This window comes from Microbacterium sp. HMH0099 (genome assembly GCF_049384025.1).
Classification (GTDB): Bacteria; Actinomycetota; Actinomycetes; order Actinomycetales; family Microbacteriaceae; genus Microbacterium.
The window spans coordinates 329,583-354,037 of record NZ_JBMRJR010000002.1 but is presented as its reverse complement, the minus strand read 5'-3'; the positions used below and the strand labels follow the sequence as shown (position 1 = coordinate 354,037).

Annotated in this window: 22 protein-coding genes, 1 tRNA gene and 1 pseudogene; 16 read left to right on the top strand and 8 right to left on the bottom strand. The window is 72.2% G+C overall.

Annotation, left to right across the window (positions count from 1 at the left end; translation table 11 throughout):
* Nucleotides 1-112: 112 nt before the first annotated feature.
* Complete coding sequence (locus ACO03V_RS05455) at nt 113-1,111, bottom strand: DUF2332 domain-containing protein (protein ID WP_423136881.1); 999 nt, start codon at nt 1,109-1,111, stop codon at nt 113-115.
* Nucleotides 1,108-2,559 carry a sugar porter family MFS transporter gene (locus tag ACO03V_RS05450; protein WP_423136880.1) on the bottom strand — a complete coding sequence of 484 codons (1,452 nt, stop codon included), beginning with the start codon at nt 2,557-2,559 and terminating at the stop codon, nt 1,108-1,110. The genes ACO03V_RS05455 and ACO03V_RS05450 overlap by 4 nt, the downstream gene beginning before the upstream one ends.
* A 56-nt stretch (nt 2,560-2,615) precedes the next feature.
* On the opposite strand from ACO03V_RS05450, the gene rsmA reads away from it, so the two are divergent.
* Entirely contained in the window at nt 2,616-3,455 is an 840-nt protein-coding gene (gene rsmA, locus ACO03V_RS05445; protein WP_423136879.1) for a 16S rRNA (adenine(1518)-N(6)/adenine(1519)-N(6))-dimethyltransferase RsmA, read from the top strand.
* 134 nt (nt 3,456-3,589) lie between these two features.
* Nucleotides 3,590-4,525 (top strand): phosphodiesterase, encoded by a 936-nt coding sequence (locus tag ACO03V_RS05440; protein WP_387053529.1) that lies wholly within the window; start codon nt 3,590-3,592, stop codon nt 4,523-4,525.
* Here ACO03V_RS05440 and ACO03V_RS05435 read toward each other — a convergent pair.
* Nucleotides 4,476-6,056, bottom strand: a complete 1,581-nt coding sequence (locus ACO03V_RS05435; protein WP_367726349.1) for a stealth family protein — start codon at nt 6,054-6,056, stop codon at nt 4,476-4,478. The genes ACO03V_RS05440 and ACO03V_RS05435 overlap by 50 nt on opposite strands.
* 262 nt (nt 6,057-6,318) lie before the next feature.
* On the opposite strand from ACO03V_RS05435, the gene ACO03V_RS05430 reads away from it, so the two are divergent.
* The 7 genes from ACO03V_RS05430 to ACO03V_RS05400 all read left to right on the top strand — a co-directional run bounded on the left by ACO03V_RS05430 (nt 6,319) and on the right by ACO03V_RS05400 (nt 12,846).
* A complete protein-coding gene (locus tag ACO03V_RS05430) occupies nt 6,319-7,251 on the top strand; it encodes a 4-(cytidine 5'-diphospho)-2-C-methyl-D-erythritol kinase (RefSeq protein WP_367726350.1) in 933 nt (310 codons plus the stop codon).
* A 135-nt stretch (nt 7,252-7,386) separates the two neighbouring features.
* Nucleotides 7,387-7,689, top strand: a complete 303-nt coding sequence (locus tag ACO03V_RS05425; RefSeq protein WP_367727531.1) for a DUF427 domain-containing protein — start codon at nt 7,387-7,389, stop codon at nt 7,687-7,689.
* A gap of 14 nt (nt 7,690-7,703) precedes the next feature.
* The gene (locus ACO03V_RS05420) at nt 7,704-8,528 is read left to right on the top strand and encodes an ABC transporter ATP-binding protein (protein ID WP_367726351.1); all 825 of its coding nucleotides are present in this window, start codon (nt 7,704-7,706) and stop codon (nt 8,526-8,528) included.
* Nucleotides 8,525-9,217 carry an ABC transporter permease gene (locus tag ACO03V_RS05415; protein ID WP_423136878.1) on the top strand — a complete coding sequence of 231 codons (693 nt, stop codon included), beginning with the start codon at nt 8,525-8,527 and terminating at the stop codon, nt 9,215-9,217. Before ACO03V_RS05420 ends, ACO03V_RS05415 begins: the two co-directional genes overlap by 4 nt.
* Nucleotides 9,214-9,969 (top strand): ABC transporter permease, encoded by a 756-nt coding sequence (locus tag ACO03V_RS05410; RefSeq protein WP_423136877.1) that lies wholly within the window; start codon nt 9,214-9,216, stop codon nt 9,967-9,969. The genes ACO03V_RS05415 and ACO03V_RS05410 overlap by 4 nt, the downstream gene beginning before the upstream one ends.
* A 56-nt stretch (nt 9,970-10,025) precedes the next feature.
* Nucleotides 10,026-10,943: a glycine betaine ABC transporter substrate-binding protein gene (locus ACO03V_RS05405; protein WP_423136876.1), complete on the top strand. Its 918-nt coding sequence runs from the start codon at nt 10,026-10,028 to the stop codon at nt 10,941-10,943.
* A gap of 106 nt (nt 10,944-11,049) precedes the next feature.
* Entirely contained in the window at nt 11,050-12,846 is a 1,797-nt protein-coding gene (locus ACO03V_RS05400) for an ABC-F family ATP-binding cassette domain-containing protein (protein WP_423136875.1), read from the top strand.
* A gap of 109 nt (nt 12,847-12,955) precedes the next feature.
* Here ACO03V_RS05400 and ACO03V_RS05395 read toward each other — a convergent pair whose 3' ends face one another.
* The gene (locus tag ACO03V_RS05395; RefSeq protein ID WP_423136874.1) at nt 12,956-14,617 is read right to left on the bottom strand and encodes a PHP domain-containing protein; all 1,662 of its coding nucleotides are present in this window, start codon (nt 14,615-14,617) and stop codon (nt 12,956-12,958) included.
* A 160-nt stretch (nt 14,618-14,777) separates the two neighbouring features.
* Here ACO03V_RS05395 and ACO03V_RS05390 point away from each other — a divergent pair, with 160 nt between their 5' ends.
* Nucleotides 14,778-15,518 (top strand): hypothetical protein, encoded by a 741-nt coding sequence (locus tag ACO03V_RS05390; protein ID WP_423136873.1) that lies wholly within the window; start codon nt 14,778-14,780, stop codon nt 15,516-15,518.
* Between the two features lie 117 nt (nt 15,519-15,635).
* Here ACO03V_RS05390 and ACO03V_RS05385 read toward each other — a convergent pair.
* From ACO03V_RS05385 to ACO03V_RS05375, 3 genes and pseudogenes are all read right to left on the bottom strand, one after another.
* Nucleotides 15,636-15,860: pseudogene (locus ACO03V_RS05385) on the bottom strand (MarR family winged helix-turn-helix transcriptional regulator); the annotation flags it as partial.
* A 47-nt stretch (nt 15,861-15,907) separates the two neighbouring features.
* On the bottom strand, nt 15,908-16,417 hold the full coding sequence (locus ACO03V_RS05380) for a hypothetical protein (protein ID WP_423136872.1): 510 nt from the start codon (nt 16,415-16,417) through the stop codon (nt 15,908-15,910).
* Nucleotides 16,414-16,911 carry a MarR family winged helix-turn-helix transcriptional regulator gene (locus tag ACO03V_RS05375; protein WP_367726359.1) on the bottom strand — a complete coding sequence of 166 codons (498 nt, stop codon included), beginning with the start codon at nt 16,909-16,911 and terminating at the stop codon, nt 16,414-16,416. Before ACO03V_RS05375 ends, ACO03V_RS05380 begins: the two co-directional genes overlap by 4 nt.
* Nucleotides 16,912-16,975: 64 nt before the next feature.
* Here ACO03V_RS05375 and ACO03V_RS05370 point away from each other — a divergent pair.
* From ACO03V_RS05370 to ACO03V_RS05345, 6 genes are all read left to right on the top strand, one after another.
* Nucleotides 16,976-17,047, top strand: a tRNA-Gln gene (locus ACO03V_RS05370).
* Nucleotide 17,048: 1 nt separating this feature from the next.
* Entirely contained in the window at nt 17,049-18,497 is a 1,449-nt protein-coding gene (gene glmU, locus ACO03V_RS05365; RefSeq protein ID WP_423136871.1) for a bifunctional UDP-N-acetylglucosamine diphosphorylase/glucosamine-1-phosphate N-acetyltransferase GlmU, read from the top strand.
* Nucleotides 18,487-19,521 carry a ribose-phosphate diphosphokinase gene (locus tag ACO03V_RS05360; protein WP_367726361.1) on the top strand — a complete coding sequence of 345 codons (1,035 nt, stop codon included), beginning with the start codon at nt 18,487-18,489 and terminating at the stop codon, nt 19,519-19,521. Before glmU ends, ACO03V_RS05360 begins: the two co-directional genes overlap by 11 nt.
* A 115-nt stretch (nt 19,522-19,636) precedes the next feature.
* Nucleotides 19,637-20,134, top strand: coding sequence for an FMN-binding protein (locus ACO03V_RS05355; RefSeq protein ID WP_367726362.1), 498 nt, complete (start codon nt 19,637-19,639; stop codon nt 20,132-20,134).
* Nucleotides 20,135-20,142: 8 nt separating this feature from the next.
* On the top strand, nt 20,143-21,018 hold the full coding sequence (locus tag ACO03V_RS05350; protein ID WP_423136870.1) for an FAD:protein FMN transferase: 876 nt from the start codon (nt 20,143-20,145) through the stop codon (nt 21,016-21,018).
* A complete protein-coding gene (locus ACO03V_RS05345; RefSeq protein ID WP_423136869.1) occupies nt 21,015-22,568 on the top strand; it encodes an FAD-dependent oxidoreductase in 1,554 nt (517 codons plus the stop codon). Before ACO03V_RS05350 ends, ACO03V_RS05345 begins: the two co-directional genes overlap by 4 nt.
* A 433-nt stretch (nt 22,569-23,001) precedes the next feature.
* Here the strand turns inward: ACO03V_RS05345 and ACO03V_RS05340 are convergent, their stop codons facing one another.
* Nucleotides 23,002-24,444, bottom strand: a complete 1,443-nt coding sequence (locus ACO03V_RS05340; protein WP_423137125.1) for a sensor histidine kinase — start codon at nt 24,442-24,444, stop codon at nt 23,002-23,004.
* Between the last annotated feature and the right edge of the window lie 11 nt (nt 24,445-24,455).

Here is a 24,455-nt window from a genome sequence, read left to right as displayed (position 1 = left end):
GAGTTGGCGTGAATGCACGTCGCGGGGCCGCTCGCGCGTGCATCTGCGCCAACTCACGGCAGACCACGCGCGGCACGCACCCGGGCGCCGACTCAGCGCCGAGGCTTCGTGGTCAGCGCGAGGAGGAGGTGCCGAACCCCCGCACCCAGCGCCCGTGCGGGTGCGTGAGGGCGACCGCCTCTCCGTCGACGGCGAGGGCGAAGACCGCCTGCTGGTCCGGCCGGGGAGGGAGGGATGCCGCTGTGCCCGGCAACAGCGACGGGGACTCGTTCGAGATCCAGACGGTGGGGCGTCCCGCCGCGATCGCCCGCACGGTGTCCGCGAACCGCGCACGTCCGTCGGCGGACAGGTACATCAGGACGGCGGAGTGGAACACGACCAGCGTCGCTTCGGCAGGAGCCGCGGCGGCGACGGCGGGCAGGTCGACCAGCGCGTCCCCGCGCACGAGGAGCGGCGGATCGCGGCGGGCGATCTCGGCGGCCGCGTGGAGCCGCGCGCGGCGGTCGTCGTGCTCCGGCCAGATGAGGGCGTGCAGCCACGCGCGGTCGTCCGCGGAGGAGACGTCGAGCGGGTTCAGATCGATCCCCGCCCGCCAGACCACCTCGGGCACCGCCCGGGGCACCGCGACGCCGTCGAGGTCGCACGGCAGCACGACGGTGCTCGGCCCGTCGGACGGATGCCGCGAGTGGACGCCGTCGGCGTCGCGGTACTCGTACGAGTACCGGTCGGGGAACAGGCACAGCCCCGCCGAGGTGCCGACCTCGAGCAGGGCGACGGGGCCCTCCACGCGGTCCAGGGCGGGGAGCAGGGTCGCACAGCGCGCGGCCTCGTTCGTCTGCGTGGCCCGCTCGAGGATCGTCGGCTCGAGCAGGTCCCAGTGCGCGACGATCCAGTCGCGCGCCGCGGGCCAGGGAGCGTCCGGCGCACCATGGAACCGCGCGGCGCCGAAGACGAGGTTGACCTGCCTCTTGGCATCCGGAACCCGATCGATCAGGGCCACGACCTCCGGATCGGCGGCCACCCCGCGGGCCCACTCCTCGTACCGCGGGGACAGCCCCCGGGCCTCGACCTCGGCGAAGCGGAGGTACCGCTCCGCCGTGGGCGAGGTCATCGGCGGGCGGGCTTGTTCGTGAAGAGGGTCTCGGTCTGCTCGAGCTCCATGCCCTTGGTCTCCGGGATGCGCCACGCGACGTAGAAGAACGAGAGGGCGGCGAAGAGCGCGTACATCGCGTAGGTCAGGGGGAGCGACCACGTCGACATCACCGGGAACGACACCGTGATGGCGAAGTTCGCGATCCACTGCGCGGCGGCGGCGACGCCCAGCGCCTTGCCGCGGATGCGGCTGGGGAAGATCTCGCCCAGGAGCACCCACACCAGCGGACCCCACGACGCGCCGAACCCGACGACGAACAGGTTGGCCGCGACGAGGGCGATCGTGCCCCACGGGGCCGGCAGCGAGACGTCCTCGCCGCTGCCCTGCGCGAAGGTGAACGACAGGGCCATGGCCGCCAGCGACACCGTCATGAGGACGGAGCCGGTGAGGAGGATGGGCTTCCGGCCCACGCGGTCGACGAGGAAGATCGCGACGAGGGTGACCACGACGTTCGTCACGCTCGTGATCACCGAGATGAGCAGCGAGTTGCTCTCGTCGAACCCGACGGCGCGCCAGAGCGTCGTGGAGTAGTAGAAGATGACGTTGATCCCGACGAACTGCTGGAACACCGACAGGATGACGCCGATCCAGACGATGCGCTGGAGGCCGAGCACCGGGCCGCGCAGAGACACGTTCGCGTTCTTGCGGTCGGTCTCGATGGCCCTCGTGAGCTCGTTCATCGTCTTGTCGAGGTCGGCGGGCGGCACCAGGCGCGAGAAGATCGCGCGCGCCTCCTCGCGACGCCCCTTGGCCAGCAGGAACCGCGGCGACTCCGGCACGGTGAACGAGAGGATGCCATAGATGGCGGCGGGGATGACGCCGACGAGGAACATCCATCGCCAGGCCTCCATCCCGAGCCACAGCTGGTTGGCCGCGCCGCCGGCGCTGGTGGCGAGCACCGCGTCCGAGAGGAGGGCGCCGAAGATGCCGAGGGTGATGGCGAGCTGCTGCAGCGAGGCGAGCGAGCCGCGGATCTGACGGGGCGCGACCTCGGCGATGTAGGCGGGGGCGACGACCGAGGCGATGCCGATGCCCAGTCCGCTCACGACGCGCCACAGGATGAGGTCGGGGACGCTGAAGGTGAGCGCGGCGCCGATCGACGACACGAAGAACATGATCGCGCCGAGCAGCATCACGCGCAGCCGGCCCCAGCGGTCCGAGAGGGCGCCGGCGATCATCGCGCCGACGGCGCAGCCGAGTAGCGCGACGGCGACGACGAAACCGGTGACGCCGCTCGAAAGGGCGAAGTTCCCCTGCACCGCGTCGACGGCGCCGTTGATCACGGAGGAGTCGAAGCCGAACAGGAAGCCTCCCACCGCCGCGGCGACCGAGAGGCCGATCGCTCGTCGCCCGTAGGGGCTGCGGAGGGTGAAGGCGTTTGCGGGGATGGACTGGGTGTCGCTCACCCGATCACGCTACTCCCGTCCCACGGTGTCGGCAGGACGCGACCTAAACTGGTCCAATGCCCGTTTCGCTGCTCGGTGCCGCCGAGATCCGCCGGCTCGCCGCCGACCTCGACGTCACCCCGACGAAGAAGCTGGGCCAGAACTTCGTCGTCGACGCCAACACGGTCCGCAAGATCGTGCAGGTCGCCGGCGTCGGCGCCGACGACCGTGTCGTCGAGATCGGCCCCGGCCTGGGCTCCCTCACGCTGGCGATCCTGGAGACGGATGCCGCCGTCGTCGCGGTCGAGATCGATCACCGCCTCGCCGCACAGCTGCCCGCGACTGCGGCCGCGCACGGGGTGCCGGCGGACCGGTTGACCGTGGTCGACGCCGACGCGCTGCGCGTGACCGAGCTGCCGGGGGAGCCGACGGTGCTCGTGGCCAACCTCCCCTACAACGTCTCCGTTCCGGTGCTGCTGCACTTCCTCGAGACCTTCGCGTACCTCCGCAGCGGAGTCGTGATGGTCCAGGCGGAGGTGGGGGAGCGCCTCGCCGCCCCGCCCGCGTCCAAGGTGTACGGCGCCCCGAGCGTCAAGGCCGCCTGGTACGGCGCCTGGCGGCTGGCCGGCACCGTGTCGCGGCAGGTCTTCTGGCCCGTGCCCAACGTCGACAGCGTGCTCGTCGCCTTCGAGCGCGACGCCGAGCCCCGCGGCAGCGAGGAGCACCGGCTCCGCACCTTCCGGATCGTGGATGCCGCCTTCCAGCAGCGGCGCAAGATGCTTCGACAGGCACTGGCCGGGGTCCTCGGCGGCACGGCCGCGGAGGCGTCGGCGACCCTCGAGCGCGCCGGGGTCGACCCCACGGCGCGCGGGGAGCAGCTCTCCATCGAGGACTACGCCCGCATCGCCGCGCTCTGAGCCGTCCGGGCGGTCGTGCGGCGAATTCTTACCGTGTTCACCCCGCGTTCCGGAAACATGCCGGTAACATTTCGAACCGACCGGGAGCATCGCGCCGGTGACGTGGTCGCACCCGGCGACCCGAGAGGGATGAGATGCGCTACGCCGAGTACCCGCGCGCGGAGCGCGTGCTCCTGCACCTGAGCGACACCCACCTGCGTGCCGGCGGCGCGCCGCTGTACGACCGCGTCGACTCCGAGGCGTACCTCGCCCGCGCGATCGCCGGCATCGAGGCATCCGGGGTCCGTCCGCACGCCCTCGTGTTCACGGGGGACCTGGCCGACTTCGGCGAGGACGACGCGTACGTCCGCATCCGCGCGCTCGTCGAGCCGCTCGCGGAGCGGCTGGGCGCCCGCCTCGTCTGGGTCATGGGCAACCACGACGAGCGCGCCTCGTTCCGCTCGCACCTGCTGCCGGGCGACGGCGGCGACGCCACCGCCCCCGTGGACCGCGTCGACGAGGTCGACGGCATGCGCATCATCACGCTCGACAGCACCGTCCCCGGGCACCACCACGGCGAGGTCACCGCCGCGCAGCGCGAGTGGCTGCGCGAGGTGCTGGCAACTCCCGCCCCGCTGGGCACCATCCTGGCGATGCACCACCCGCCCGTACCGAGCGTGCTGGACCTGGCCGCGTCGGTCGAGCTGCGGGACCAGCGGAGCCTCGCCGAGGTCCTCCGCGGGTCGGATGTCCGCGCGATCCTCGCCGGCCACCTGCACTACTCGACCTTCGCGACGTTCGCCGGCATCCCCGTCTCCGTCGCATCGGCCACCTGCTACACGCAGGACCTGACGGTGCCCGCGGGCGGCACGCGCCCCCGCGACGGCGCCCAGGGGTTCAACCTCGTGCACGTCTACGACGAGACGGTCGTGCACTCGGTCGTCCCCCTGGACGGCGCGGACGCACTGCAGTACGTCGACGCCGCCGAGTCGCAGGAGCGTCTGCGCGCCGCGGGGATCGTCGTCCCGACCGCGCGCGACCTCAGTGGGCGGGTGTCGCCGCCGACGACGCCCCTGCCGATCCTGCGCTGACCGACGCGACCTCCCACGGGGCGGCCACGGGGAAGTAGCGCTCGAGGCAGGCGCGCAGTGCAGGGACGCGCACCTCTTCGGGGATCTCGGGCACGCTGCCGTCGTTCAGGCAGAACATGTCGATGTCGCGGCGCGTGACGAGGCGCTCCATGCGGCGGAGCGAGTCGAGCTGCGTCGTCTGCACGTAGCGGGTGCGCGGCTGCGTGGTGATGACGGCGCGGCCCGTGGCCAGGGCGTAGTGGTGGTAGAGACTGTTGGTCACGGAGATGTCGGTAGCCGAGCGGAAGCGGCTCGCGGCCGTGCGGGCGTAGTCCTCGGCGAACTCCTGCTCGAGCTCCGCCGCGATCGACCGGCGCAGCGGCGTGGCGCAGTGCTCGAGGTCGAGCGTGATGACGCGTCCGAACTTCTCGCGCAGCAGCGCGCGGTTCACGCGGAGGCCGTTGTCATGACCGGACCGGCCGACGTGGGCGGGGCCGCTGCCGATGCGCACGCCGCTCTCGACGAAGCGGCTGACGCCGCCGCCGCTGAAGAACAGCTCCGGCTCGACCGGGCGGCCGAAGAACATGTCGTCGTTGCTGTAGAGGAAGTGCTCGGCGAGGCCGGGGATGCGGTGCAGCTGCGCCTCGACCGCGTGCGAGTTGTGCGTCGGCAGCACCGACGGGTCGGCGAAGAACTCCTCGCTGCGCACGATCGTCACCTTGGGGTGGTCGGCGAGCCACTCGGGGCGCGGGGAATCCGTCGCGATGAAGATGCGGCGCACCCACGGCGCGTACATGTGGACGCTGCGCAACGCGTAGCGCAGCTCGTCGACCTGGCGGTACCGCGCGGCGTTGTCGTCGCCGTCTCCCACCACGTACCCCTTCATGCGGGCGGCGCGCTGGCGCTGGAACTCACTCGACGAGCCGTCCACCCACGAGAAGACCATGTCGATCTCGTCGACGACCTCGTTCGGGTGCGGGTCGAACATGCCGTTGACCGTCGTCCACCGGCGTCCGTAGCGCTCGACCTCGGCGAGGTCCAGGTCCTCGGTGGCGAAGACGCGACGGGTCATCGCGCTCGGGCGGGGCGCCTCGACGACGGAGCTGCCGAAACGCCAGAGCTCCAGCCGCGGGGCCAGCGGCGCGCCGTAGCGGTACGAGCCCTCGGTCGAGGTGCGCGGTCGGAAGACCGCGTAGGCGGCGACAGCGCCGGGGGCGGCATCCACGCTGTGGGCCGGGACGGGGTCCTCGCCGCGGGCCTTCAGGTAGACGGGGCCGAGCTCCGGGTCCCGCAGCGCCGTCAGGGCCGCGATGCTGTCCGCCGTGTCGACGACGAGCTTGGGGCGACGGTTCGCGTCGCGCACGAGCAGCACGCGGACGCCCGCGGCCTCGATCGCCGCGGCGACGGTAAGGAGGTCGTCGCGCTCGGCGTCGGCCGGGGTGGAGCCGTCGTCGACCACGTGGAGGATGCCGTCGACCATGCGGATGTCGGGGCGCGACAGCAGCGCGCGCCAGGGATCGCTCTCGATCGAAAGGGGAACGATCGGTCGCATGCTGCCTCCTCGAGGGTCGGTGGAAGGGTCCCGCTCACCGTAGGTCTCCGGCGTTTCGGGGGCGTTTCGGTGCCAGGACCGAAGCAGGGGGGTGGGCGCGCTACTGTCGAAGAGTGACGGAAGACGCGCGTTTCGGCCGAGGCGATCCTGAGGCGCACGAGCCGTCTCGTGCGACGGATGCCCGACGTCTCAGTGTCGCACACCGCTCGATCCCCGGATTCGACCGCCGGCGCCGCGGTCGGGGGAGGGCATTGACAGTCTCGTGAACCCCGCACTTCCCCCCGCAGTCCGCGTCCGCGCCCCCGGCAAGATCAACGTCTTCCTCGAGGTCGGCGACGTCCAGGACGACGGCTACCACGACGTGGCCACCGCCTATCAGGCCGTCTCGCTGTACGAGGAGATCGTCGCCACGCCGTCCGACGGCTTCTCGCTGTCGGTGACCGGTCGCCGGCACATCGACGTCGACGGCGTGCCGACCGACGACCGCAACCTCGCCCTCCGCGCCGCGCGACTGCTGGCGCAGACCGCCGGGATCGACAGGGGGGTGCACCTCTCCGTCGACAAGGCGGTCCCCGTCGCGGGCGGTATGGGCGGCGGCTCGGCCGATGCCGCGGCCGCGCTCGTGGCCTGCGATGCGCTCTGGGGGCTCGGGATGCCGACGGCGGAGCTCGGCCGTCTGGCGGCGAAGCTCGGCGCCGACGTGCCGTTCGCGCTGATGGGCGGCACCGCCGTGGGCACCGGCCGCGGCGACGAGCTCAGCCCGGCGCTCGCCCGCGGGCGGTTCGACTGGGTCCTCGTCACCAGCGACCTCGGGATGTCCACGCCCGTGGTCTACGGCGAGCTGGACGCCCACCGTGAGCGGCACGCGGTCGACATCGGACCGGCCCCGCGCGTCCCCGCGGTGGATCCGGCGGTGCTGCACGCCCTTCGCCAGGGCGACGCGGAGATGCTCGCGGCCACCGTCCGCAACGACCTCCAGGCGCCGGCGCTCCACCTCCGACCCGACCTCGGCCGCGCCCTCGAGCGCGGGGAGCGGTCCGGAGCCCTCACCGGGCTCGTCTCCGGGTCGGGTCCCACGCTGGCGTTCCTCGCCGCCGACGAGGCCTCGGCCCTCGATCTCCAGGTCACCCTCAGCGCCGCGGGACTCGTGGCCCTCCACGTGCACGGACCAGTCGCCGGGGCGCGCGTCCTCTGACCGCGGCGCACCATAGCCGAGGTCGTCACACGGGGCAATGTTCGCATTGCGCAATGGGGGGCTCGCTAGCCTCGGGACAAGGTGGTTGACTCACCGCTGGGTGCCGTGCCCGCGGGGGCGCACGAGGAGGTTCTCATGAAGGCAGTGCTCGACGGCGTCGTGATCGCCGAAGCCGACAACGACGACCTCGTCAAGATCGAGGGCAACTGGTACTTCCCGCCGCAGGCGGTGCGCGACGGTGCCCTGCAGCAGAGCCCCACCCCGTACACCTGCCCCTGGAAGGGGGCGGCGCAGTACTGGAACGTCTCCCTCGACGGCGCGGAGCTGACCGACGGCGCCTGGTCCTACCCCGACCTGCGGCCCGGAGCCGTCGACCGCGTGGGGACCGACTTCGCCGGATACGTCGCGTTCGACCGCAAGGTCGTGGTCTCCGACTGAGTTCGGACACGCGCATGATCGAGTTCTCGGCCGTCTCCAAGGTCTTCCCCGACGGCACCCGAGCCGTCGACGACTTCCATCTGGTCATCCCCTCCCGCAAGACGACGGTCTTCGTCGGCTCGTCGGGTTGCGGCAAGACGACGCTCCTCCGCATGATCAACCGCATGGTGGAGCCGTCGTCGGGCACCATCACGATCGACGGCGAGGACATCGGCTCCCGCCCGCCGGTGCAGCTGCGCCGCAGCATCGGCTACGTCATGCAGAACTCCGGTCTGCTGCCGCACTTCACCGTCGCCGACAACATCGCGACCGTCCCCGTCCTGCAGGGGCAGAACCGCAAGGCGGCGCGCGCTCGCGCCCTCGAGCTCATGGGCACGGTGGGCCTGGACACCGCCATGGCCGACCGGTACCCCAGTCAGCTCTCCGGCGGTCAGCAGCAGCGCGTCGGCGTCGCCCGCGGTCTGGCCGCCGACCCCAACATCCTCCTCATGGACGAGCCGTTCGGCGCCGTCGACCCGATCGTGCGCGACGAGCTCCAGCAGGAGCTCATCCGGCTGCAGAGCGACATCGGCAAGACCATCGTGTTCGTGACGCACGACATCGACGAGGCGTTCCTCCTCGGCGACCAGGTCGTCATCCTCGAGAAGGGGGCGAAGATCGCCCAGGTCGGCACCCCGAGCGAGATCATCGAGAACCCCGCCTCGGACTTCGTCGCCAGCTTCATCGGCGCGGTCAAGGGCAAGCGCGCGCTGCGTCTGAAGCAGACGGCGACCGGCACGGTCGTGGTGGACGCCGACGGCCGGACACAGGGCGCGCTCGTGGAGGAGAACCGCCCGTGACCTGGGTCCTCAACAACCTCGAGCTCATCGGGGATCTGACGCTGGACCACCTGCGCCAGAGCCTCCTCGCGCTCGTCATCGGCTTCGTCCTCAGCATCCCGCTCGGCTGGGTCGCGTGGCGCTACCGGCTGGTCCGCTCGGGCGTCATCACCATCACGGGCCTGCTCTACACGATCCCCTCGATCGCGCTGCTCATCCTCGTGCCGAGCGCCACCGGCTGGTACACGTTCATCAGCGAGACCAACCTCGTCGTGGCCCTCACCATCTACGCGATCGCGATCCTCGTGCGCTCGGTCTCGGACGGCCTGGACTCGGTCGACGCGGGCGTCCGGCAGGCCGCGACCGCGATGGGCTACGGGTCGTTCCGCCGCTTCCTCGCGGTGGAGTTCCCCCTCGCCGGCCCGGTCGTCCTCGCGGGTCTGCGCGTCACGGCCGCGAGCACCGTCGCCCTCGCCACCGTCGGCATCCTCGTCGGCATCAACAACCTGGGCTATCTGTTCACGAACGGCCTGCAGCGCCGCATCATCCCCGAGGTGCTCGCCGGCGTCCTCGCCGTCGTCATCCTCGCGCTCGTGCTCGACCTGCTGCTCGTCCTCGCCGGCCGGCTGCTGATGCCCTGGACCCGGGCGACGCGCATCTCGTCCGCCCGCCGCCGTCCGCGGGTCGTCCCGGTGGGAGCGGGCGCATGAACCTCTTCGGCGACGCCATCGCCTGGATCCTCTCCGGCGACACGGGGCGGATGGACTCCATCGCGGTCGCGACCGCGCAGCACCTCGCCTACACGGCGGTCGCCGTCGTCATCGCCGCGCTCGTCGCGATCCCCGTAGGCTGGTTCATCGGCCACACCGGGAAGGGACGCGAGGTTGCGGTCGCCGTCTCCGGTGCGGCCCGCGCCATCCCGTCGTTCGGCCTCCTCATCCTGCTCATTCTGCTGCTCGGCGTGCTGTATAAGCCCGAGGCGGCCGTGATCACGTTCCTCGTCCTCGCGATCCCGTCGCTGCTCGCCGGCGCCTACACGGGCTTCGAGGCCATCGATCGTCGCGTGATCGACGCAGGCCGCTCGATGGGCATGACCGAGTGGCAGATCCTCTGGCGCATCGAGGTCCCCCTCGGGCTGCCGCTGCTCGTCGGCGGCATCCGGTCGGCCGCCCTGCAGGTCATCGCGACCGTGACGATCTCGGCGTACATCGGCCTCGGCGGACTCGGGCAGTACATCATCACCGGTCTGCAGACGCGGCGGGTCGAGGTCATCATCGCGGGCGCCCTGCTCGTCGCGATCCTGGCCCTCATCGTCGACGGGCTGTTCTCCATCGTCCAGCACCTCGTCGTGCCGCGCGGCATCCGCGCGGTCGGTGCGGTGTCTCCCACCGCGCGCACGGCACGACAGCGACGTGCCGAGGTGTCGCCCGTCTCGGCGCCCGCATCGGCCGAGGCATCCTGAACCTCCGGACCCGCACCGTCCTGAGTCATCCCTCCATCACGGAAGAGAGAAGCACCATGTTCACAGCACGCACCCGCACGGGCCTCGGCGTCTTCGCCGGACTCGCGGTCGCCTCGCTCGCCCTCGCCGGCTGCAGCGGCGGCTCGAACGACCCGCTCAGCAACGGCGGATCCGGCGAGAGCGCCGACGGCGACACCATCGTCGTCGGCTCGCAGGCGTACTACTCGAACGAGATCATCGCCGAGATCTACGCGCAGGCCCTCGAGAACGCCGGTCTGACCGTCACCCGCCAGTTCAACATCGGTCAGCGCGACGCCTACATCCCGCTGCTCGAAGACGGCAGCGTCACGGTCTTCCCGGAGTACTCCGGCAACCTTCTGCAGTACTTCGAGCCCGACACCGAGGCGCGCACCGAGGACGACGTCTACGACGCCCTCCCCGACGCCCTGCCGGACGGCCTCGAGGTCCTGGACCAGTCGTCCGCGACCGACCAGGACTCCTACACCGTCACCTCGGCCTTCGCGGAGGAGAACGACCTCGAGTCGATCGCCGACCTCGCGGACGTCTCGACGCCGCTGATCCTCGGCGGCAACGCCGAGCTCGCCGAGCGCCCCTACGGCCCGGACGGCCTGCAGGAGACCTACGGCGTCTCGGTGCAGTTCCAGCCCACCGGCGAGACCACCGTCGACGACCTCGTCGCCGGCACGGTGAACATCGCCAACGTGTACACCGCGGACCCGCGCATCCAGACCGACGACCTCGTCACGCTCGAGGACCCCGAGGGCCTGTTCCTCGCCTCGAACGTCGTGCCGGTCGTCAACGAGAGCCTCTCGGACGAGGCCCGCGACATCATCAACAAGATCAGCGCCGCCCTGACCCCCGAGGGTCTCGTCGAGCTGAACGTGAAGTCGACCGAGGACCAGGAGTCCGCCGCCGACATCGCCACCGCATGGCTCGAGGACAACGACATCTGAGTCGACGCCTCTCGCGCACGGCCGTCCCGCGTCAGCGGGGCGGCCGTCCGTGTTCCCGGGCCCTCCCGGCGGCCGGACCCGACCGGGCGGGTAGCCTGGGACGGATATGGCACATCTGCTCGGGGGCGAAGCCCTGCACCTGGAATACCCGACCAAGGTCGTCTTCGACTCCGTCTCCCTCGGCGTGAACGAGGGCGACCGCATCGGCATCGTCGGCCGCAACGGCGACGGCAAGTCCAGCCTGCTCGGGATGCTCGCCGGCACGCGCGAGCCGGACGGCGGCCGCGTCACCGTGCGCGGCGGGGTGACCGTCGGCGTGCTCGACCAGCAGGACACCCTCGACGACGACGACACCATCGGGCATGCGGTGGTCGGCGATCGGGCGGAGCACGAGTGGGCCGGCGACGCCCGCACCCGGGACGTCATCGCGGGACTCCTGGGCGACCTGCCGTGGGACGCCCGCCTCGGCGACCTCTCCGGCGGTCAGCGCCGTCGCGTCGCCCTCGCGCGCCTGCTCTCGGGCGAGTGGGACGTGCTCTTCCTCGACGAGCCGACCAACCACCTCGACGTCGAGGCCATCACCTGGCTGGCGGATCACCTCAAGCGCCGGTGGTCGCCGAGCGCGGGCGGGCTGCTCGTCGTCACGCACGACCGGTGGTTCCTCGACGAGATCTGCACCATGACGTGGGAGGTGCACGACCGCATCGTCGAGCCCTTCGAGGGCGGCTACGCGGCCTACATCCTCCAGCGGGTCGAGCGCGACCGCCAGGCGGCGTCCATCGAGCAGCGCCGGCAGAACCTCGCGCGCAAGGAGCTCGCCTGGCTCCGCCGCGGCGCCCCCGCGCGCACGTCGAAGCCGAAGTTCCGCATCGACGCGGCCAACGAGCTCATCGCGGACGTCCCCGAGATCCGCGACAAGGTGGCCCTGCAGTCGCTCGCGGTGGCGCGCTTGGGCAAAGACGTCGTCGATCTGCTCGACGCGGGCGTCAGCTACGGCGATCACACGGTGCTGCGAGACGTCGAGTGGCGCATCGCGCCGGGCGAACGCACCGGCATCCTGGGGGTGAACGGCGCCGGCAAGTCGACGCTGCTGAGTCTCGTCACGGGGACGCTCGAGCCGACGACCGGGCGGGTGAAGCGCGGCAAGACCGTCAAGGTCGCCACGCTCACCCAGCGCCTCGACGAGCTGGAGCAGCACCTGAACGACCCCGTGCGCGTGGTGATCGCGGGGTTGCGCACCACGTACTCGTTCGGCGCCGGCTCGAAGGCGCAGGAGCTGACCCCGGGCCAGCTGCTCGAGCGCCTGGGGTTCTCCAGCGCGCAGCTCTCCACCCCGGTGAAGGACCTGTCGGGCGGGCAGAAGCGCCGCCTCCAGCTGCTGCTCATCCTGCTGGACCAGCCGAACGTCCTCATCCTCGACGAGCCGACGAACGACCTCGACACCGACATGCTCGCCGCGATGGAGGACCTCCTCGACTCGTGGTCGGGCACCCTCATCGTGGTGTCGCACGACCGCTACTTCCTCGAGCGCGTCACGGACCAGCAGTTCGCCATCCTCGACGCCCGGCTGCGCCATCTCCCGGGCGGGGTCGACGAGTACCTGCGCCTCCGGGCGGCTCAGGATGCCACCGCCTCCCGTCCCGCGTCGGCGCCCACGTCCACGGGGGCGGCTCCCGGCCTGTCCGGCGCGGACCTGCGCGCGGCTCAGAAGGAGTCGTCGGCCCTCGAGCGACGGATCGAGAAGCTGCAGGCCCAGATCGACCGCGCGAAGGCGGCCCTGGCCGACCACGACCAGGCGGACTACGTGGGTCTCGGTGCCGAGATGCAGCGGATCGGCTCCCTGGAGACCGAGCGCGACGAGCTGGAGGAGCGCTGGTTCGAGCTGACCGACGCGATCGGCTGACCCCGTCCGCCGTTGACGCTGAGCGGAGGGGATTCGGGGAGCGGAGGACGTCCGGTGCCGTGACCGTCCTCCGCCGACCGGATCTCCTCCGCTCGCCGCGCCGCGGCGCTCAGCGCACCGACACGAAGATCGGGTTGGTGTAGAGCCAGGTGTCCAGCCATGGGTTGCCCTGGCCGGGCGCGTGCGGCTGCGGCGCGCGAGGGTCGACCTCGGCGCCACGCGGGCCGGTGCCGTTCACGTGTCCGTCGGATCCGCGCACGCGCACGTAGCCGTCGACGTCGACCGTGCCCACCGGGCTCACGATCTGGAAGGGCGAGCCGCTGCGGTCGCTCACGTCGAGCAGCTCGACCACGCGGGTCTTCGGCGCCACCATCGTGTCGCGGTCGCCGACGGGGCCGGTGATCTCGCCGCGGATGACGTCGAGGTGCGCGAGACGCGGGAGGATGCCGGCGGAGTTGCGCTGCGCGGTCGGCTCCACGTCGATCACGAGCTCCACCTTCGTCCCGCGCGGCACGCGCAGGGTTCCGCCGAGGGTGGCCGTGCTGGCGGTGTCGTCGGCGGCGCGGAGCGTCACCGACAGGGCGGAGACGAGGTGGCCGTGGTCGACCCACATCCGCCCCGCGCGCACCGCGTCGAGGACGGCGGTGTGCGTGCGCGCGGTGGCGCCCACGTGGGTGCGGCTGAACTCTCCCGGCCACAGATCGCTCCCGCCCTGCGGCGTCGCCGTCGACACGGGGTCGGGGCGGCGGCCCGCACGGTTGAAGTTCGCCAGCGTCGCGCCGCTGTCCCACCCCGTGCCGGTGGGGAAGTCGCCCACTCGGGTGTTGTCGAAATTCTTCAGGTGCAGATCGCTGTTCGTCGTGATCCACCAGCGGCGGCCCTCGCTCAGCAGCGCGTCCCACATGCCGCCGACGACGGCGGTCATCCAGTCGAAGCCACCGTGCGCGCGGTAGGCCTCGGCAGGGAAACCGGGGAAGGAGTAGTCGCTGCGCGAGTTCTCGTACTCGCCGCGCTGCGAGCGGTCGGTGGTGTTGGCGGCGAGGCCCGAGGCCTGCGCACCCGGGGCCCCCTCGAAGCCGAGGAACACGTCGGGGTCGGCATCCTGCCACGCGCGCAGCTCGCCGGGGGAGTCGATGCCCAGGCGGCTCGGGTGGTTCGCGAGCACCAGCACGTCGTCGATCACGCCGCTCCTACGCTGCTGACCGAGCCACCGGATGCCGTCGACCGCGTGCTGCAGCCAGTCGGTGGCGTCGCTCGTGTCGGGGCGGGGCTTCTCCCACTTGTTGAGCTTGCCGTCGTAGTCGAGCTCGAAGCGGCGCAGCACCTGTGTCACGCGAGGACCGGGTGCCACGAGCACCGTTCCGTGCTCGGCGGCGGGGATGTACCACTCGAGGCCCTGGAACACGAGCAGGCCGGGCCGCGCGGTGCGCGCCGCCTCGATCTCCCGCGCCGCGTTGAAGACGCCGCCGACGTTCGCGTGCCCGAGGTTGCTGTGCTCGGTGAAGGCGATGGCATCCACTCCGAAACGCTGAGCCTGGTCGAGGATCGTCGTCATCGCGTACTTCGCGTCGTGCGAGTAGACCGAGTGCACGTGGTGGTCGAACACGAGCCAGCTGAGCGTCGACGGGTCGGCCGGCGTGGTCGCGGTCGCGGCCTGAGCGCTCGCGACCGCGGCGGGGCCGAACGACGACGCGGCCGAGGCGGTGGTGAGGGCGGCCGCGGCGGCGAGGAAGGCGCGGCGCGAGAGGCCGGAGTGCGTGGGAGAGGACATCGCTGACTTTCGTGAGGAGGGTCGCCGGGAACGTATGCGCGGCGGGTGAATGCGAGGTGGCCGGTCGATGATGTTGACGTCATCATCCGTTCACCGGCTGGATCATCCGGTGCGGCACAGTCCCTCGCGTCCGCAGAACCCGCCTCGATCGAGAGCCGCCATGTCGTCCAGCACCTCCTCCCTCCGACTCCTTCCCGTCGCCGCGGTCGCCGTCGCGGCGCTGCTCCCGCTGGGTGCCGCCGGAGCGTTCGCCGCGACCGCCGACGAGCTGGTGATCCGGGATGCCGCGGGCGCGGCGATCTTCGCGGGAGACGCGACCGCCTACCCGTCGTTCGCCACGGCGGAGGCGAGCGGCGGGTGCCCGGTGGGCGTGCGCGACGGCGCCCGGCTGACGGTGACGCCCGTCGGCGGCAGCGCCGTCGTGGCGTCGGCCACCGTCCCCGCGGGCGCGGGGGCGGTCGTCGTGCCGATGGGTTCGTCCTTCGCCGAACTGGTCCCCGCCGGAACGGGATCGGCCGAGCTCTCCGTCGAGTGCCTCGCCCTCAGCGGTGGGGTGCCGTCGACGGTCACGCCCGTGGCGACCGTCACGGTCTCGTTCGCGGCGGCCCGGTGGTCCATCCCCGGCGCGCCCACCGCGACGCCGACGCCGACGCCGACCTCGACGGCGACGCCCCCGTCGACTCCGACCCCCACGGCGGGTGCCCCGAGTGCCTCGCCGTCTCCCACGGCATCCGTTCCGACCGCGCCCACCGCGTCCGCGACTCCCGCGCCGGCCGCGCGCGGGACGAACCTCGCCGTGACGGGCGGGTCCGTCGCGGCGGGGGCGGGGCTGCTCGGTGCCGCTGCCGTGGTGACCGGTCTCGTCCTGCGCCGTCGTCGTCGCGAGGGCGCCGACGCCTGACCCGTCGAGACGGGGGCCGCGAAGACGATCAGGCCGTCCAAGGCGACGGGGAGCCGGACCGTACGTCGATCCACACGAGGACGCAAGTGAGGGGAGACGGCCGCGCGGCGGGCGCGCTCATGCGTCGAAGCCGAGGCTCAGCTTGCGGAGCAGGCCGGCCAGGCGGTCGCGGTCGCCGCGGGAGAGCCCCTCGAGCAGCAGGGCTTCGGCGTCCACGAGGCGGGTGATGGCGGCATCCACGCGCATCCTGCCGTCGTCGGTGAGCGTGACGAGGATGCTGCGGCCGTCGCCGGGGTCGGACTCGCGGCGGACGAAGCGGCGGATGAAGAGCCGGTCGATCACAGGACGAAGCGCCCCTCGACTGACCGTGCGCCCGACGGATTCGCACGTCAGTGGAACACGGCCTCCAGGGCGACGATGAGGAGACCGAGGGTCGCCGTCGCCGCGGCCGCGACGAAGCGCTTGGGCAGGTCGGCGCCCCGGCGATGGTAGGCGTGGAAGCCCAGGATCGCCAGCACCAGGAAGGTCGCCAGCGTGCACCACGAGGTCGCCTCGGTGACCGGCATCCCGGTGACGCCGCCGACGACGAGCACCAGGGTGGACGGGACGGAGGCGAACAGCATCGCCGAGCCATGTTGGAGCGCGCTGAGCGCGGACGCGCGGAAGCCGTGGTCGCCGAGCGAGGTGAGCGCCTGCGCGAAGACGTGCGCGATGTAGAACACGACGAGCGTCCCCAGGGCGGTGAGGAGCACGTCCCACACGTCCTCGGCGTGATCCTCGGCGATCACGACGAACGCGGTGAAGACGATGAGGCCGTAGATGGCGGCCGCGGAGCGGAACCGCAGGTCCACCCACGCGATCACTCGACGCCAGAACGACCGCGCGGCGGGCGCGCTCATGCGTCGAAGCCGAGGCTCAGCTTGCGGAGCAGGCCGGCCAGGCGGTCGCGGTCGCCGCGGGAGAGCCCCTCGAGCAGCAGGGCTTCGGCGTCCACGAGGCGGGTGATGGCGGCATCCACGCGCATCCTGCCGTCGTCGGTGAGCGTGACGAGGATGCTGCGGCCGTCGCCGGGGTCGGACTCGCGGCGGACGAAGCGGCGGGCGACGAGCCGGTCGATGCGGTTGGTCATCGTTCCGCTGGACACGAGCGTCTGCTGCAGGAGCTGCTTCGGGCTCAGCTGGTAGGGCTCGCCGGCGCGGCGGAGGGCGGAGAGGACGTCCCACTCCCACGACTCGATGTCGCTGCGCCGGAAGGCCTCGCGCCGGGCGAAGTCCAGGTGCCGCGACAGCCGCGCCACGCGGGAAAGGACCTCCAGCGGGGAGAAGTCCAGGTCGGGCCGCTGACGCACCCAGGCCTCGACGATGCGGTCGACCTCGTCGCTGTCTCGGCTCACCGACTCATTATGTCCGGAAGCCGCGGCCGCCGTCTGGCAGACTTGACCGGCGCCTACGGCGCGGTCCGCCGTGGTGTAACGGCAGCACGACAGCCTTTGGAGCTGTGAGGACTAGGTTCGAATCCTGGCGGCGGAGCATGACATCAACGACCGAGCTCGCCGTCGTCATCCTCGCCGCAGGGCAGGGGACGCGCATGCGGTCCCGCACCCCAAAGGTGCTCCACCCGGTCGGGGGTCGCCCGCTCGTCGGGCACGTCCTCGACACCGCCGCCGCGCTGGACCCCCACCGCATCGTCGTCGTCGTGCGTCACGAGCGGGAGCGCGTCGCGGCCACCGTCGCGGAGCTCGCCCCGGGCGTCGTCGTGGTCAACCAGGACGAGGTGCCCGGCACGGGGCGCGCGGTGGAGGCGGCGCTGGACGCGCTGACCGACTTCGACGGCGACGTGCTCGTCCTCAGCGCCGACGTCCCGCTGCTGGAGCCGGCGACCCTCGCCGGGCTCCTGGACACCCACCGCGGCGGCGGCACCGCCGTCACCCTGCTCAGCGCCCGCGTGGACGACCCCACCGGGTACGGTCGCGTCATCCGCGACGACAGCGACGCGGTTGCCCGCATCGTCGAGCAGAAGGACGCGTCGCCGGACGAGGCGGCGGTCGGCGAGATCAACGTCGGCGTCTACGTCTTCCGCGCGGCTCCGCTCCGCGACCAGCTCGCCCACGTCGGCACCGCGAACGCGCAGGGCGAGAAGTACCTCACCGACGTCGTGGGGCTGCTCCGCGAGGCGCGGCTCGGGGTGGCGGCATCCCTCACCTCCGACGCCTCGGCGGCGCTGGGCGTCAACGACCGCGTGCAGCTCTCGCAGGCCGGTCTGACCCTCAACGCCCGCACGGTGCGCCGCTGGCAGCTCGAGGGCGTCACGGTCGTCGACCCGGCCTCGACGTGGATCGACGTCACCGCGACGCTCGCCCCCGACGTGACGATCCTGCCGAACACGCACGTGCTCGGCGCCACCACGGTGGCCGCGGGCGCGACGATCGGCCCCGACACGAGCTTGCGCGACTGCGAGATCGGCGAGGACGCGACGGTCACCCGCTCCGACGCCACGCTGGCGGTCGTCGGCCCCGGCGCGACGGTCGGCCCCTTCTCGTACCTTCGGCCGAACGCCCGTGTCGGCGAGGGCGGCAAGGTCGGCACGTTCGTCGAGGTCAAGAACTCCGTCATCGGCGCCGGCAGCAAGGTGCCGCACCTGTCCTACATCGGCGACACCGAGATCGGCGAGCGCGTCAACCTCGGCGCGGGCGCCATCACCGCGAACTACGACGACATCGCCAAGCACCGCACCGTCATCGGAGACGAGGTCCACACCGGCTCGCACAACGTCTTCGTGGCGCCGGTTACGATTGGAGACGGCGCCAAGACCGGTGCCGGCGCCGTCATCCGCAAGGACGTCCCCGCCGGTGCCCTGGCGCTCAGCGTCGCCCCCCAGCGCAACATCGAGGGGTGGGTCGAGAAGAACCGACCGGGTACCGGAGCGGCCGATGTCGCCGCGCGGGCCCGTTCCACACAGGAAGCGGCTGATGGCTCGTAAGAAGAACACGGTAGACCTCGATCGCGACAACGGCATCGCCCCCGGGCTGGTCGCCAAGACCAAGAAGCGCCTGGTCGTCGCCTCGGGTCGTTCGCACCCCGAGCTGGCCGCGCAGGTCGCCCACCACCTCGGCACCGAGCTGGCCCCCACGGAGCACCGGACCTTCGCCTCGGGCGAGATCTACACCCGGTTCGAGGTGTCCATCCGCGGCTGCGACGTCTTCATCGTGCAGTCGTTCGGCCCGCCGGTGAACGAGTGGCTCATGGAGCTGCTCATCATGCTCGACGCCCTCAAGCGCGCCAGCGCCAAGCGCATCACGGTCGTCGCCCCGTACTACCCGTACTCGCGTCAGGACAAGAAGGGCCGTGGCCGCGAGCCCATCAGCGCCCGCCTCGTCGCCGACCTGCTGAAGACCGCCGGCGCGGACCGCGTCATGAGCGTCGACCTGCACGCGGCGCAGATCCAGGGGTTCTTCGACGGCCCCGTGGACCACCTGTTCGCCAAGCCCGTCCTCCTGGAGCACTTCGAGAAGGGCCTCACGGGGGAGGACCGCGAGACGCTCACCGTCGTCTCGCCCGACATGGGCCGCGTCCGCGTCGCCGACACGTGGTCGGACAGCCTCGGCGCCCCGCTCGCGATCATCCACAAGCGTCGCGACCCGAAGGTCGCCAACCAGGTCTCCGTGCACGAGATCGTCGGCGACGTGAACGGCCGCACCTGCCTGCTCGTCGACGACATGATCGACACCGGCGGCACGATCGTGAAGGCCGCGCAGGCGCTCAAGGCCAACGGCGCCCGCAAGGTCATCGTGGCCGCGACGCACGCGATCTTCAGCGATCCCGCGGCGGAACGGCTCCAGGATGCCGCCATCGACGAGGTCGTGGTCACCGATACGGTCCCGCTGCCCGACGATCGACGCTTCCCGGGTCTGACCGTGCTGCCGATCGCGCCGCTGCTCGCGCGCGCCATCCACGAGGTCTTCCAGGACGGCTCCGTCACGAGCATGTTCGGCGGCGACGCCTAGGCCGCGTCCGGGGCCGACTCACAGCCGGCGCATAGGGTGAACCAGGCGGGGTCGAGGGCCGTGTCTCTAACGTGATCGCGAACGAGCCGCGAGGCACGACAGAAGGAGGACCCTCATGATCCGCACGACCGCCGTACCCCGACCCGCCCGCATCGGAGCCGCCCTCGTGGGCGTCGCCGGCATCGTCACTCTGGCCGGCTGCGCCGGCGGCACGACCACCGACTCGGCCCCGGCTCCCGCCGCGACCACGGCCCCCTCGTCCTCCACCGGCACCGGTGCGACCGGCAGCGACTCCGGCTCGTCCTCCGGCGGCGGGGCCTACGCCGACGGCACCTACAGCGCCAGCGGCCAGTACGCCACGCCCGAGAGCGTCGAGACCATCGAGGTCACCCTCACCCTGGCCGACGACGTCATCACGGACGTCGAGGTCACCGGCGACCCGCAGGCCCGCGAGTCGCAGGAGTACCAGAGCCGCTTCATCGGCGGCATCGCGGACGAGGTGGTCGGCAAGAGCATCGACGACATCTCCGTCAGCCGCGTGGCCGGTTCGTCGCTGACCAGCGGCGGCTTCAACCAGGCCGTCGACGCGATCAAGGCCGACGCCGCCGCGTGAGTCCGGCCGTGAGCACCGCGACCACGAGCAGCGTCTGGCGGTTCGACGCGATCGGCACGTCCTGGGCGATCGAGACGGCCGCCCCTCTTCCCGCCGAGGTGCGGGACGAGGTGGCCGGCGTCGTCGCGCGCTTCGACCGGGACTGGTCGCGCTTCCGCGCCGACTCGCTTGTCGCCTCTCTGGCCTCGGGGGAGGCGGCATCCATCCCCCTCCCCGGAGACGCGGATGCCATGCTGTCGCTGTACGGCGAGCTCGACGCGGCGACGGGCGGGGCCGTCAACCCGCTCATCGGCGACGCGCTCGCCCGCCTCGGCTACGACGCGCGCACCTCCCTCGTGGCGGCCGGCGCGCCCGTGCCGGCTCCGCGGTGGCGGGACGTCCTGCAGTGGGACGCGTCGACGCTGCGGCTGTCGGCCCCCGCCACGATCGACGTCGGCGCCCTCGGGAAGGGCCGGCTCGTCGACCTCGTGCTCGCGGTCGTCGAGCCCGCCGCCGGGGGAGACGTCGTGGTCGACGCCTCTGGGGACCTCGCGGTGCGGGGCGTCCCCGTTCGGGTGGGTCTCGAGCATCCGTACGACGCGCGCCGGGCGATCGGTGTCGCGACCGTCCGCGACGGGGCCCTGTGCGCCTCCGCGATCAACCGCCGCGCGTGGGGCGACGGCCTCCACCACGTCCTCGACGCCCGCACCGGCGTGCCCGTGCGGGCATGGGCGGCGACGTGGGCGCTCGCCCCGACGGCGATGCGCGCGGACGCGCTGGCGACGGCGCTGTTCTTCGACGGCGGCCCCGAGCTCGCGGCCGACTGGGGGGCGCACTGGGTGCGCATGGCGACGGACGGCCGCGTCCAGTGGTCGCCCGGATTCGATGGAGAGGTCTTCTCATGAGCGCCACCCTCACGGCGGGGTCCACCCGCGTCCTCGGCGTCCTCGGGCGGGTGTCGATGTACCGCCTCATCCTCGGCGCGTTGGCGCTGCTGACGGTGATCTCCCTCGCCCTGTCGGTCGCCGGCCTCGTCGGACCGCAACCGTTCGAGATCCTCGCGAGCGCCGTGGTGCTCGCGGCGGCGTGCCTGCTCACCGACCTCGCCGCGCAGACGGTGCTCCGGATGCCGCGGCGCTGGGAGTCGTCGGCGATCACCGCCGCGATCCTGCTCTTCGTGCTGCGGCCGACGCTGGACCCGCTGGGCCTGGCCGGTCTCGTGCTCGCCGGGGTGGTGGCATCCCTGTCGAAGTATCTGCTGGTGTGGCGCGGACGGCACATCCTGAATCCCGCGGCCACCGGCGCGACCGTCCTCACGATCGTGAGCGTGGCGGTGCCCGCGCTGGGCTCGTCGGCCTGGTGGGTGGGGTCGCCGTGGCTGGCCGCACCGGTGCTCGTGCTCGGCGTGCTGCTGCTGTGGCGCACCGACAAGCTCCCCGTGGTCGTCGTGTTCTGGGTGGTGGCGATGGCGGTGGCGTTCACGCGGACGACGCTGCAGTTCCAGTCGGCGGGCTTCCCCGTCGACGTGCCGGCGCTGCTGCTGCAGGTCGCCTTCTCGTCGCCCTTCCTCTTCCTCGGCGCGTTCATGCTGTCCGAGCCGCTCACCCTGCCGCCGCGCCGCGGACAGCAGTTCGCCGTCGCCGCCCTGGTCGGCGTCCTCGCCGGGTGGCCCCTGCCGGTGGGCGACGTCACGCTCGGCCAGGAGCGGGCCCTGCTCGTCGGCAACCTGCTGGCCTTCGCGTTCTGCCTGCGGGCGGCGGTCCGGCTGCGCGTCGACCGTCGCCGCGACCTGACCCCGACGGTGCGCGAGCTGACGTTCCAGGCCGCGGCGCCGTTCCGCTTCTCGCCCGGGCAGTACCTCGAGCTCGACGTGCCGCACCGCCGGCCGGACGCCCGCGGCACCCGCCGGGAGTTCTCGATCGCCTCGGCGCCCGAGGACCTGCCCGAGGTCCGCATCGCGTTCAAGGACGGCTCTCAGTCGTCCTTCAAGCGTGCGCTGGCCGCTGTCGCGCCCGGTGCGACGCTGGCGGCGACGGGAGTGTGGGGCGACTTCGTCCTGCCCGCCCGGCCGACGTCCCCGCTGCTGCTGGTCGCCGCCGGCATCGGCGTGACCCCCTTCGTGTCGCAGCTGCGCCACCTCGCGGCGACGGGCCAGCGGCGCGACGCGGTGCTCGTCTACGTCGTCTCGAGTGCGGACGAGCTCGCCTTCCGCGACGACATCGTCGCCAGCGGCATCCCGGTCGTCGTCTTCTCACGTGACGAGCCCGTCGACCTGGCCGCGGGCTGGTCGTGGGCCGGGCCGGACCGCGTGGATGCCGCCGCGCTCCTGCACGCGGTGCCCGACATCGCGCAGCGCGCGGCGTTCGTGTCGGGCCCGCCCGCCCTCATCGCCGCTCTCGCTCCGGCGCTCGGCCGGGCGAAGTCGCTGACGACGGACGCCTTCGCCGGCTACTGACCCCGCCGGCGTCGCGCCGCCGGAGTCCTGCCGGGGCGTCCGACGCGGGGCGGCCCGCCGGAGTCCTGCCGGGCCGTGACTTGCCGCAGATGTACGCGTCGAGGGGTTCCCGGTGTACATCTGCGCCCAGTCACGGCAGGGGGTGTGGCGCCGCGGGGCGACGGCTCTGACTTGTCGCGAATGTACGCGTCGAGGGTTCCCGGCGTACATCTGCGCCCAGTCACGGCAGGGGGGTGTGGCCCCGCGGGGCGACGGCCCTGACTTGTCGCAGATGTACGCGTCGAGGGGTTCCCGGCGTACATCTGCGCCCAGTCACGGCAGGGGGTTGGCGCCGCGGGGCGACGGCTCTGACTTGTCGCGAATGTACGCGTCGAGGGGTTCCCGGCGTACATCTGCGCCCAGTCACGGCAGTGGGTGAGACCGCGGGGCGGGGTCAGCGCGGGTCCGCGGGCTTCGCCGGCAGCCGCACCTCGAACGTCGTGTCGCCCGGGCTGCTGTCGACGGAGATATGCCCGTGGTGCGCCTCGACGATGGCCCGGGCGATGGACAGGCCCAGGCCCGTCCCGCCCGTCTTCCGGTCGCGGGACCGGTCCGCGCGGGCGAAGCGCTCGAACAGCTGGGCCGCGACCGCCGGGTCGACACCCGGGCCGTCGTCGTGCACCCGCAGCACGGCGTCCGCTCCCTCGCGACGAACCGAGACGGTGACCTCGGTGCCGGCGGGGGTGTGCGTGCGGGCGTTGGCGAGCAGGTTCGCGACCACCTGGTGCAGCCGCGCGGCGTCGCCGGCGAGCTCGACGGGGTCGTCGTCGACGTCCACCGACCACTTGTGGTCGGGCCCCGCCGGTCGGGCGTCGCCCACGGCCTCGAGGGCGAGGCGGGTGAGGTCGACGGTGCCGTAGACGAGCTCCTGCCCCTCGTCGAGGCGCGCGAGCAGCAGCAGGTCCTCCACGAGCGCCGTCATGCGCAGCGACTGCGCCTGGATGCGCTCCAGTGACTGCTCGGTCGTCTCCACGGCGAGGGCGGTGCGCTGGCGGGTCTCGTCGTCCTGGGCCTGCCGCATCGCGCGCAGGGACAGCTCCGAGAAGCCGCGGATGGACGCGAGCGGCGTCCGGAGCTCGTGGCTGGCGTCGGCGACGAACCGGCGCATGAGCTCCTCGTTCCGCTGACGTGCGCTCAAGGAGGCATCCACCCTGTCGAGAAGCGTGTTGAGCGCCGCGCCGACCTGCCCGATCTCGGTGTGCTCGTCGACCTGATCCGCCGGGACGCGCTCCGTGATCGAGACGTCGCCCTGATCCATGCGCATGGATGCCACCCGGGTCGCGGTCTCCGCCACGGCCCGGAGCGGCCGCAGGCCGAGGCGGATGACCAGCGCGATGATGACGGCCAGCAGCAGCAGACCGCCGGCGGTGACGAGGGCGACGGTGGTGAGGATCGCGCCGATGGTGCCGGCCACCTGGGTGAGCGGCAGTCCGAGCAGGAGGAAGTTGTCGCTGCCGGGAACCGTGAAGACGCGGACCTGGTACTCGCCGAGACCGGGGAGGTCGACGGTGCGGGCGTCGGGGTCGTTGGCGACGATGCTGTCGACGATGGCGCCGAGCTGGTCGGAGGTCAGGCTCTGCACGGCGTCGTCGCTGCGGACCGCCCCGGTCTGACCGCCGAGCGGGGTCTGCATGACCAGCAGCGTGCCCGACGGGAACGGACCGCTCTGCAGCACCTGGTCGGCGGTGCTCGCCGCCGTCGTGCTGCGCTGAGCCAGCTGAGCGGTGTCCGCGACGTCGGTGGAGAGGTTGAGCAGCAGGACGTTGCTGAGGATCGCGCTCGTGGAGATGCCGATCATCACGAGGATGAACGCGACCATGCCGATGACCGCCGTCATCAGCCGCGCCT